6 protein-coding genes and 1 pseudogene are annotated in these 11,159 nt (G+C 57.9%); 2 read left to right on the top strand and 5 right to left on the bottom strand.

Annotated elements, in window-relative coordinates; all coding sequences use genetic code 11:
- Window positions 1-63 precede the first annotated feature (63 nt).
- Window positions 64-552, top strand: a pseudogene (locus G6M89_RS19990) (ArsR family transcriptional regulator); the annotation flags it as partial.
- 702 nt (window positions 553-1,254) lie between these two features.
- Here the strand turns inward: G6M89_RS19990 and G6M89_RS19985 are convergent.
- From G6M89_RS19985 to G6M89_RS19965, 5 genes are all read right to left on the bottom strand, one after another.
- The gene (locus G6M89_RS19985; RefSeq protein ID WP_165163657.1) at window positions 1,255-3,315 is read right to left on the bottom strand and encodes a hypothetical protein; all 2,061 of its coding nucleotides are present in this window, start codon (window positions 3,313-3,315) and stop codon (window positions 1,255-1,257) included.
- A gap of 529 nt (window positions 3,316-3,844) precedes the next feature.
- Window positions 3,845-4,780, bottom strand: coding sequence for a hypothetical protein (locus tag G6M89_RS19980; protein WP_165163656.1), 936 nt, complete (start codon window positions 4,778-4,780; stop codon window positions 3,845-3,847).
- Window positions 4,781-5,110: 330 nt separating this feature from the next.
- Complete coding sequence (locus tag G6M89_RS19975; protein WP_165163655.1) at window positions 5,111-6,301, bottom strand: GNAT family N-acetyltransferase; 1,191 nt, start codon at window positions 6,299-6,301, stop codon at window positions 5,111-5,113.
- A 5-nt stretch (window positions 6,302-6,306) separates the two neighbouring features.
- Entirely contained in the window at window positions 6,307-7,548 is a 1,242-nt protein-coding gene (gene mct, locus G6M89_RS19970) for a succinyl-CoA:mesaconate CoA-transferase (RefSeq protein ID WP_165163654.1), read from the bottom strand.
- Window positions 7,549-7,615: 67 nt separating this feature from the next.
- Window positions 7,616-9,406, bottom strand: a complete 1,791-nt coding sequence (locus G6M89_RS19965; protein WP_165163653.1) for a hypothetical protein — start codon at window positions 9,404-9,406, stop codon at window positions 7,616-7,618.
- Between the two features lie 378 nt (window positions 9,407-9,784).
- On the opposite strand from G6M89_RS19965, the gene G6M89_RS19960 reads away from it, so the two are divergent.
- On the top strand, window positions 9,785-11,101 hold the full coding sequence (locus G6M89_RS19960) for a hypothetical protein (RefSeq protein WP_165163652.1): 1,317 nt from the start codon (window positions 9,785-9,787) through the stop codon (window positions 11,099-11,101).
- Window positions 11,102-11,159 lie beyond the last annotated feature (58 nt).

Genomic DNA, 11,159 nt, shown 5'->3' with positions numbered 1-11,159 from the left:
GTTGTGTCGGCTTCTTCTTATCCACATTGTCGAGAGCATCTTGCAACTCTTCGACAGAGATTTCGTCGAGGTGATCCACTATTTGTTGCGACACGTTATGAGCAAATAGTTCTAACGGTTACTATAGCCGAACAGATCGCTGCCTGGGAAAACGATACGGATGTTAACGCGCTCAGTTCTGATCAGCGAAAGCGAGTCTACGTCGCGCTGTATCAGACGCATCTTCCAAAGATGGACGATGCCGGTATCGTCGAGTACGACCAGGATCGCGGGCTGATTTCACTGTCAGATAACGCTGATTTGCTGATGATGTATCTCGATACGGATTCCCATCAGCAGGATCGGTGGGATCGCTGGTACGCTGTCACAAGCGTCGTTGGAGGATCGGTTCTCAGTGCCTCGCTCCTCGGTGTGCCACTCATTTCCGCTGTCTCGCCACTGTCGCTGGCCGGTGTTGTTATCGCTGCATTCGTCGCTCTCTCTGCTGTCCACGCCACGCTGAACAGACAGCGTGAACAGACGGTCAACGGGAAACTCTCACGAATTGACTAACTGACGTCTCGTATACGTCACTGCTCGCTGTGTGGTTTCTGCCGCTATTGCGTTGGTTCGCTACTGTTCCACTCGCCTCAGCGTGTAGCCACGCAACCGGAGCGGGTCCATTGCGTTTACCCTGACGCACTGTACGAGTAACATTCCAGAGACGTATCTGTAGGACTGCCTTACGGTCGGCCCAAACGGGCACACCCCTGTGCGTCAAATTAATCGAATTTCCTCATCCACACATACTGTGTCAAGAACTGTTTCAGCGCCTAACTCGGGCTTATCCGTTTTGAAGTGTCGATACCATGGACAGCCATCGTCGAATCAATTCGAGAAGAACTTTTACTCACGGCGCTCATAGGTCGAGGTGGCTCCCGGCGACCGTCATCCAGTACCGGAACAGTTCGCGTGCCAGCCTGCTGTTCCCGACGCGGGAGCCATTTCATCTGCATTACTGCCTCAAATAGTGCAAACTGTTTTTTCGAGCCCTCGAGTCGTCGGTACTTTCCGGTGCAGACCCTGAACGCAGCCAGTATCGCGACCGGGAGGACAACAGTGCAAGCGCGAGACGATCGAGAGACGGCAATCCGTGGGTACCCCTACCCGGATCGCATCTCGGTAGCAGGATAGTTGCCCAATCGCGTGTTCGTGCGACCGGGTGTGTAGTATCCTCGAGAGATGATGTGCTGTGTGAACGGATTTGGTGCCGTCTTAGCGGTCGCGCGCGTTGTATTGGACGTCGACGGATGCGTCACCGAGCAGCCTGAAGTCCTCGATGTCGCCCTCGAACCAGTACGCGTCGAGCCAATTGCCGACCGCACCGCGGACGGACTTCCCCTCGATGACGTCTTCGTCGTCGATCGATGCGCCACGGTAATCGGATTTGACGACCGCGCCGCTGACCTCGAAGGCATACGTGCTTGCACTGTCATCCTCCGTGCCATCGATAACAATTGCATGCGGCAAGAGTTCGTACTCGCCGTACTCGCTCGGGTCGATTTCCTCGCCGTTGACGGAGACCGTTGCCTCGCCCTGAGTAATCGTGACATCCGTCACGGCACCAGCAAAGTTGAACGTCTGCGTCCCGTCGCTAACCGTACTCTGAACTGTCGATCCCGAGATGATCGTCGCTTCGTCCGTTGGATCATCGTCTGAATCGAGTTCGATCTCACCATCGACAGTGATCTCGAAGTTCGCCGGAGAGCCGGACCCCTCGACCTCGAGGACGTGTGGCAAGTCCGTGCCGTAGTCGTCCGGATCGACTGGCTCGTCGTTGACCAGAACCGTTCCCGGCCCGTCGACAGTCAGTTGCTCGAGTTCGCCCTCAAAGCGGAACGCGTCCTTCCAGTCGGCGACGCTCCCGTGGACGAAACTGTCCTCGATGACGTCTTCCTCATCGATGGATGCACCTTCGTAGTTCGACTTTTCGACATCGCCCTCGACTTCGAACTCATACCGAGTGGCGCCCGACTCGTCACCCTCGATGAGGATAACGTTCTCGAGCACATCGTCGAAATCGGCGGGATCAACCGCTTCACCGTTGACGCGGACTGCTGCGTCGCCATCGACGGTTAGGCGTTCGATTTCACCGTCAAAGCGCCAGGCATCGCGGTAATCCGCAACAGTTCCTTCCGCGTGGGTACCGTTGACGGTCGCGCCCTCGTCGATCGTTGCTTCTTCGTCGGTGCTTGGTTCGACTTCATCGCTGACGACGAACTCGTAACTCGTCGCGCTGGTCGTTCCATCGCCATCGAAGACGACGACATTTGGTAAGTCGTGATCCGACTCGTTGTCGGACTCGTCCTCACTATCGTCGGGGGAGCCACTTGACTCGCCCGCGGCTGCCGCTTCTGCGGAGGTTGGGACACCGCTTGGCATCGACAGGTCGGCCGAACTCGAGACGTCGGACTGTTGAAGGCCGCTGCCGTGGACGTTGCCGTCGATGCCACCGCCGGTCATACTGGCAGCGCCACCGTTGTGCATAACGAACGCGTGCGGGTAGCTGCCGCTTGCGAAATTCGAGTCTTCAATCGTTACTGTGCCACCGTTCCAGACCCAGACCGGGCGTCCGGAATCTTCAGTGTAGCCGCCCCACCCGGAGCCGTAGTTGGTGTTGTCGTTGTATGCGACACAGTTGACGATCGAATCGTTGCCCCCAGCGACGCGATAGGTCGAGACACCGTTGTTTTTCCCGTAACAGTTTTCGAACTGAACCGAGCCGCCGTGGGCGGTGTTCGAACAATAAAAGCCGTTGTTCGGCCAGCCCTGGACGTTCATGTGTCGGAAGGTAACATCACAGGAGGCGTCACGGTGATAGAACACCGCACCAGGACCGTGGACGAAGCTTTCACCTTCTTTGGTCGACCCATCGCCGAGGTACACGTTCTCGATTAGGACATCGCCACGTGGAGCCGTAATCGAGATCATGAACCCGTCACCACGGTGGAGTCCCTTGAATCCGATGTTACGGATAACAGAGCCACCACCTTCGACGAGCAGGACAACGCTGTTCCCGTTCGTGAGATCGAACAATTTGTTCTCGTACGTTTCGCCTTGCCCAATACGGATCACCTGCCCGCGTGCGGTGATCTCCTCGTAGTCATCACCGTTTGCAGCGCCGACACCAGAGAACGCTGCTGCCGCAGTTGTTACACCGGCGAGGCGCATATACGCCCGCCGATCGAGTAATCCAGTATTACCGCCGCTGACTCCCCTCCTCGAGGAGTCAGCATTCGTCTGTTCTGCATCCAGTACCGAAGGTTCGCGTGCCATTGCAAACGGGTAATAATATACTACCGGCATAAACTTTCCGCTCTATAATACTTAAATTATCGCTATTTTCTCTTTTTCCTGTACAAATATTCAGAAAACCATGAACGAATACTATCAAAACCATATCGGGAAGTGTCACGGGAATGTGCACGTAAGACGCTATTACCCAGTGGATAATTGATATATGTCTGACTCGATTGTAGTAATCAACACTTGTAATTGTAGGTCTGCTATTGGTGACTGTTGATATCTCTCTCGAGAGCCGTTCTCGAGCGAGTTTCCGTTTTGTTGGTGTGATATCACTGCCGGTGACACTGCGATGAGCACACCTGTTGGTAGCAGTGAGGGTCACCAGTTAGAATACGTTACTCACTGCGAAACTCAGTTGTTCAACCCAGTGAAATAACCAAAAACAAGACCGCGAACAAGAGTTGACGCCACCAGCGAGTGCGTCAGGGGGACCAGTGGGGTGAAGTGGAGGGAGTGGCAGCGTCAGTGGAGGGCTGCGTCAGCGAGGGACCACGTTGTGTTATTCGCCGAGTGCGGCTTCTTCGGCGCTCGTCGGGACGCCATCCGGAACATACGGTTCGGGATCGGTGCCCGTATCCTCGAGTTCGACGGTCGAACCGTCGTGTTCGGCAATACCAGCCTCGTCGTCGTACTCACAGTCAATCACATCGACGGTCGTTCCGTTGCCGTTCGCACCCGCGTCGATTGCGGTGTGGTGTCCGTTCATCTCGATCTGGCAGTTCTCGACCTCAATGGTGCCGGGTGCCCAGGCCCAGATGCCCCGGCCTGCGTAGTCTTCGTCGTCGACGTAAATGCTCGAGTTCGTCACTTTGCTCCCTTCCGTTGCGAGTCGGAAATGAGAGACGTGACAGTTCGCAGCGAAGCTCTCGTCGATGTGGAGGGTCCCACCACCAGCGTTGCCGGGTGCAGAGCCGTAGATTGCGTTATCTGCGAAGCCCTGAATGTTGAGGTGCTGGAAATCGACGTGCCCGGAGTGGTCAGGGTCGACCCAAAAGGCGGTCTGACCGTGGCCGGTCGAGGCACCGTTTTGCTCGTTGGAACCATCGCCGAGGTAGATGTTTTCGATCGTACTCGAGCCACCTTCTTCACAGACACCGAACGTCGCGGAGCCGGTGCCGGAGGTGTTTCGGCCGTCGAAGCCGATGTTTCGGATCGTCCAATCGGACCCATAGGCGTTGATAATGATATCACCGCCGGTCGTCATGTCGATAAGCTTGTTCTCCCAGGTTTCACCATCGCCAACCTGGATCGTCTGACCGGATGCTTCGATAACCTCGTAGTCGTCGTCGGCGGCGGCCGTGCCGACGGTGCCGAGTGCGGCCGCACCAGTTGCGACCGCTGCAATCGACTGTACGTAGCTGCGTCGGCTTAATTCGGTATTACGGCCTGTAGTCTGAGAAGCGTCCGTCTCGGACGTACGGGGGTACTGCGCCATACACTATCGTAACCTGCCCTTACACTCATAAACTTTTCTGTGTCATAATGGATTAAATTTACAGACACTGTTTCTAACTGTTGGAGAATGGTTACAATGTATGGCGATTTCTTCACGAATAGATGAATGTATAGCCGGCAGTTCCAGCCCCTCAATATCGAATTTTCCCGGTAAATATGTGCTTACTCCGCTCGAGCGACGCTTAGAGTGTTGTTTGTAGTTTTATCAGCGCTGCTACTGGTTTGAAACCACTACTCATCACACCGAGAGACGGTCTCGTATACGAGTTGATTTACTGTCCCTTGAGCGCCATCTGCTGTGCGCGCGAGCCTACCAAGTGTCCTGTTCGGCAAACGTGACTGTCCAGTTTAGTGGGTCGGTGATCGCCCGTCCGGCGACGGTCCACTTGTGGCCGTCGTCACCCGCGAGTGGATACGTCACCTGCGTCGTCGGCTGTGTCAATCTGGAAAACGGCCGCGACTGATCAGACCGGAACCCGAACCGTGCAAGCAAATCCGACGGGAGTGCCCGGCCGCTGGCCGCCACCATCGCAACGCTCCGGCGGTCATCGAGGATGCGCTCGAGGATCGCAACCAGTCCGTCGCGTCGTTCCGTCGTCGTTCCGAGTGGTGCCACATCGGTCAGACAGGTTTCTTTCGTCCCGTCCTCGGTTCGCGTTCCGGTGATGAGTCCGGCAATTGGCTCTCCACCGCGTGTTGCGACGTAGGCGTCGTAAGACCACAGGGGATTATTGAATCGCCACTCGTAGAACGTCTCGTCGCGATTCGCGTGTATCGTCCCCGGCGTCGCCTGCTCAGCGAGTTCGACAAACTGCTCGACCGGCACGTCCGCGAAGCGCCGAACCGTCACATCATGGGGTGACCGAACCGTTGCCTCGCGTGCGCGAAGATACACATTTGCGAACGGCCGGGCGAATTTCGCAAGCGTCTCGAGGCGCTCGTTGTCGCCGGCCAGGGCATCGGGTTGCTGGACGCGATAGTAGGTCGGCACCTCCTCGACGATCTGCCAGCCGTGTTTGAGACTCCCCGAAAGCGTCGCCTCGTTCGGGAAATTAAAGAACAGTGCAGCCTCGCGGTCGCGATAGCGCTCTTTGAGCTGCTCGGTCGTCCGCGAGTACAGCCCGCGCCGTCGATGATCCTCGTGGACCATCACATCTGCCGGCTGGAGCCCCTGATAGGTTTTCTCACCGATACGCAACTCGAGTGGGAACGCCGGCTTCGTACCAACGATGCGGCCTTCGTAGGTCGCGACGATCATCGGCACGTGGTCGCTGTAGGGGTTGTCCTCGTACTTCCAGCGGAACCACTCGTCGTTTCGGTCGCCGAGGACCTGGTCGTATAACTCGAGGAAGTCCTCCCTGTCGTCGGGTTCGTAGGGACGGATGACGTAGGGATCGTCCTCGTCGTCGTCCGGAGCGCTCGGAATCGGATCGCGCTCGGGAGCCGTCGCCGTCGTATCGTCAGTCCCTGTCGTCGATTGGTCAGTCTGGTTAGTTGCCATACGTGTTAGTCATCCTGTGACTGGCTTGTTGGGAATCCCATCGCTCCGACGTCCTGTTCGCTGGCTGTTGGTTCCGGACTGGGTTCCGGCTTCGACGGCTGCTCAGCGTTTCCCAGCAGTTCCTCGCGGTGTTCGTCAAGCAGGGGCGCGCGGGCCCCAGGTTCCGGCGGCGTCTTTGCCATCTTGATCGGCGTGCCGGCAATCGTCACTGTCTCGTCGCTCTCTGGGAGGTCGGACTCGACAAGCATCTCGCGCTGGTGAGCATGTTCGGACTTATATACATCCGAGACGTCCTGAACGCGCCCGCTCGGCACCGACCCATTGAGCAACTCGAGCGTTTCCTCGACGCTCTGTGAGCCGACCCACTCGGCAATGCCGTCTCGGAGTCTGTCGCGATGCTCGAGGCGGTCTGCGGCGTCAGGGTAGTCGACGGCCCATTCGGGGCGGTCCATCCGCTCACAGAGACTCTGCCAGTGGCGGTCGGTTAGCGCAGCGATGACGACGTAGCCGTCTTCAGCTTCGAAGGCGTTGTATGGAAACAGTGTGGGGTGGGCATTGCCACAGCGCTCTGGTACCTCGCCGGTGTAGGAGTACTGGTAGACAGCGCGTTCGGCCAGACTCAACATTGAATCGTACATCGCGGTGTCAACGAACTGGCCGACGCCTGTGCGGTCGCGATAGTGCAACGCTGAGAGGATGTTGACCGTGTGCAAGACACCCGTGAAAATGTCGCCAATACCGAAGCCAACCTTCGTTGGCGGGCCATCCGACTGCCCGGTCTGGTGCATGACGCCACCAAGCGCCTGGGCGACCAGATCGAACGCGGGTTCGTCTTGTTTTGGACTCGGCACCGTCCGCGGGTCACCAAATCCGCGCATCGCCGCATACACCAACTGTGGGTTGAGTTCCGCCAGTTTCTCGTACTCGAGGCCGAACTTTTCCATCGTCCCCGTGCGGTAGTTTTCGACGACGACGTCCGCCGCTTTGACGAGCGACAGGAAGTCTTCGCGATCCTCTTCACTCGTAAAATCTAGTTCGATGCTTCGCTTGCCGCGATTGATACTCTGGAAGTAGCCACCAAAGTTGTCGTCATCGTCGTGAAATGGGGGTGTTTCGCGAACGAAGTCACCGCCCGGCGGCTCGATTTTTACGACGTCTGCGCCCATGTCGGCGAGCAACATCGTACAGTACGGGCCGCCCAGCACTCGTGTCAAGTCCAGCACACGAACGTCGTCGAGAGCAGGCATGATCGTACCACCAACAAACGGACGTACCGGGCTTTGTTATGGCCTGAATTTGTCGTTCCTCGAGTGCTTACTCATCGCTAGCGACGGCGTACATATCGAACTCGTCGTTCGAAATTACTTTGTCCGCCGCGGGATCGTACTGGATCCCCTCGAGTGCTTCCTCACTGTGGTGTAAGCCCTGATAGACCTGTGTTTCGCGGGTTACGTCGAATTCAGTAACCGTGAAATAGTAGTCTGAATCGTGATAGGCACCGCTGTAATTACCCGCTTCGAACTGTTCCGGATCGATTTCACCACTGGAATGCGTTGCACCACTCAGAACATCCTCGCGGTCAAGGCCGTTGATGCCGTGGTCGTACCGGTATGGATCGTACCCCATTCCGACGTGCGGTCTCTCTTCAGCCGCGTGTTCGAAGCCGGACTCGTATCCACTGAATTTCTGCTCGGTAATGTGCTGGCTTGGACTGTAGATAATTGGCGACGCATAGACAGTCATCAACCCAAGGACGAGGAACGCCCCGAGTGCAAGCGCGGCAACCGTGTTCGCACCGGGTCGTGTAATGTAGCCTGAAAGGCCGCCGAACAAGTGTGCGAGTGCAACGCCGGCGATGATCGTTAGAATCACGTAGATGAATCCAACCTGTCTGAACGCCATCGTCGGCGTCCCGACGAAGTACACAAGGAAGATTCCACCGAGTGGAATCAGTGCAAGCCCGAGATACGTTATGTGCGACGCTGTTGCCCGCGTCGTGTTCGTCCAGCCCAGCCACATCGCGAGGACGAACAGGCCAACGATGAGACCGATTATCGCCGCCTCGAGAAACATCGTGACGAACAACTCTTCGATACTTCCGCCAATCTCGAGCAACGAGGCTTCGCGTTGGTCAACTTCCTGCTCGGTACCAACATCATCTGCCAGCACACCATCCACGAGACTGACGATTGCGTTCCGGAACCGTTCGTTTGAGGCCGCCCAGACGGTAAAGAATCCGCCCAGGACGGCAGTGTGTGCGTAGGTGGTTGGCTGCTCGAGGATGGGGTGATCGTCGTAGCGCCGGCGTGCAAGAAACTGTACCCCAGCGATTGCACCGACGAGGACGACAATGTTGACCATCTGCTGGGGATGGACTAACAGCAAGGCAAACGCCGAGAGATACAACACGACGCTGAACGGGGAGAGCCCGAACGGGAGTCGTTCGATCGTCGCCTGCCGGTTCAGGTAGGCAACGAGCGCGAAGATCACGACAGGGGCCAAAAACAGGGCGTTGGAGTTCGAGTGAACGCCCATGTGCGTTGCGATGTTGTTGATCGGCAACACCATCCACGAGACAACGGCAGCGAAGCCGACTGCTGCACCTGGTCCGGCGATCTCCCTGACCGTCAGCGGGACGAAGATCAGGAACGGGATAAACAGGAGCAGGATGGTAAACAACAGCGCGCGCTCGATCGAGATGCCACCGAGGAAGTGGAACACGACGCCGATCGAGTGCACCCCGGGGTAGAGCAGGTCGTGTGGGTACATTCCACCTTCGACGATGTCACGGGTCCAGCCGAGGTGTGAGAGTGCATCGCCCATCCCCGAAAACCGGTAGTTTCGAAGGATTGGCAGCGCAACGATCGACGTTGCGACAAGACTCCCGAGACCGATCCCAATCGCCTGATAGTGGCCACGACAGGCGATTGCCGTTCCGACACCGATCGCCATCGCAATCGCGAAGCCGACCCAGACCGCCGTCGGCGTTCCAAGATACACAGACGGCTCATACCCCGTTGCAGGGTTTGCTCTGGCGATGAGGATGCCAGCCGCCGCTGCGAGAAATCCAATCGCAAACGTGAGATTGAGTGTCGTCCGACTCATATCGATTCATCACCAACACAACGCAGTCGCGGTTCGCTGTCGATACACATGTCTTTGCGAGCACGTCGTCAATAACGGGGTTTGTTATACGGCTCCTATCGGCGTCATCCTGTTTTACCCTCTCAGGCACCTCGAGCGACTGACCTCTCTGTATGGGGCGAAAGACACCATTGCCCGCAGTTTCACTTGAATGCGCCACAGCGGTCGCTCCTGGATTAGCTCAAACGAGCGACGAAACAGTGCTGATCGTAGCCCACGCCCTCGAGTACGAGTCCCTTATCGGCTGTTGACCGTCTGCTATGGAATGATTTCAGGTTCAGCGACCGATCAACGATTCTGATGGTTTTTGTACCCCTTTGTGGTGGGTTGGGCCACGCAATGTCATCGATTGTCATCGAACGGCCCACTGTAGAGGGAACAACCCTCGAGTGTGACGTTCGCCCGTCCGCCGATCTCGCGCGCTTTTTCACTGGAAAGCCGTTTACGACCAGCTACGACCGATCTATCGAGGACGTTCCCGAGAGCGTGCTGGTAATTCCCGTCCTCGCAAACGTCTGTCCCGTCGCCTGGGCCAACGGCGCAGATGTCTACGTCGACGACGTCGACGCGACCTTCGCGCGTGCGCTCGAGGATGTCAAAGCCTCGTTACTCGAGATGTACGACTTTCTCGAGGGTGGGACGCTGTACGCCAAAGAGACGACCGAGTCCGAACCACCCGAGCGGGCGACCGACGCAAGCGACAGCGCCTTGCTCTTTACCGGCGGCGTCGACTCGACGAGTTCCTACGTTCGCCATCGCGAGGAGTCACCCACGCTCGTCAGCATCCGCGGCTGGACCATTTCACCTGGCGACTCCGGCGAGACTGACTGGCAACACCTTCAAAATCGCGTGTCTGGCTTCGCCGACGAGCGCGACCTCGAGACGGCCTTTATCGAGACGAATACGCTCGAGGCGCTCGATCACGCGATGTTACTCGCGCACTACAAACGGTTCGTCGATGGAGCGTGGTACAGCTCCGTCGGCCACGGCCTTGGCCTGCTCGGTCTCTGTGCGCCGATGGCCTACGCACGCGGGATCGAAGATTTGTACGTCGCGGCCACCCACTGGGACGGCATCGACCTCGAGTGGGGCTCGCGCCCGGATATCGATGACTACGTCCGCTGGAGCGGCACGCGCTGCCATCACGATGCCTACGAACTCACCCGACAGGAGCGCCTCGATGCCATCGCCGACTACGTCGAGACGGACGCCCCCGACCTCCAACTCCAGACCTGTAACGTGCGGATGGACGGCAACTGCGGCGAGTGCGAAAAGTGCTATCGCACCGCCGTTGGCCTCCGCCTCTCCGGTCTCGAGCCGAGCGACCACGGCTACGACTTCTCGGATACGGAGTACGCCGCGATCCGAACCGCACTTGAGGAGGGCCAGTGGGTTCTCGGCCAGGACGAACGCTACATGTGGGAGGATATCCGCGACCGCGTCCGTGAAACCGAGCCGGACTCCCCAGAGGAGGAATCGTTCTTCGAGTGGCTCGACGGGGCCGACCTCGAGGCACTGGTCGATAACTCCGAACCGCCGCTCTCACATCGACTCTTTCGCGCGGGCGCGAGAAACGCACCGACGCCGGTCTACAACGCGGCGTATCCGGTGTTGAAGTCCGCTAAAGGCAGGCTGGATCGGGTTCGCGGTCGGTAGAGGGGTTGTGAGAGTGCTCGAGATCTTGCTCTGTAAGTAGTTCAACAGAGATCCAGTG

Origin of the sequence: Natronolimnobius sp. AArcel1 (assembly GCF_011043775.1) — an archaeon.
GTDB lineage: Archaea > Halobacteriota > Halobacteria > Halobacteriales > Natrialbaceae > Natronolimnobius.
This window is presented reverse-complemented; position numbering and strand designations above follow the sequence as displayed.

Excerpts from the sequence above, each read along its gene's own strand:
- G6M89_RS19985 (WP_165163657.1), bottom strand. The coding sequence starts at position 3,315 with ATGGCACGCGAACCTTCGGTACTGGATGCAGAACAGACGAATGCTGAC.
- G6M89_RS19980 (WP_165163656.1), bottom strand. The coding sequence starts at position 4,780 with ATGGCGCAGTACCCCCGTACGTCCGAGACGGACGCTTCTCAGACTACA.
- G6M89_RS19975 (WP_165163655.1), bottom strand. The coding sequence starts at position 6,301 with ATGGCAACTAACCAGACTGACCAATCGACGACAGGGACTGACGATACG.
- mct (WP_165163654.1), bottom strand. The coding sequence starts at position 7,548 with ATGCCTGCTCTCGACGACGTTCGTGTGCTGGACTTGACACGAGTGCTG.
- G6M89_RS19965 (WP_165163653.1), bottom strand. The coding sequence starts at position 9,406 with ATGAGTCGGACGACACTCAATCTCACGTTTGCGATTGGATTTCTCGCA.
- G6M89_RS19960 (WP_165163652.1), top strand. The coding sequence starts at position 9,785 with ATGTCATCGATTGTCATCGAACGGCCCACTGTAGAGGGAACAACCCTC.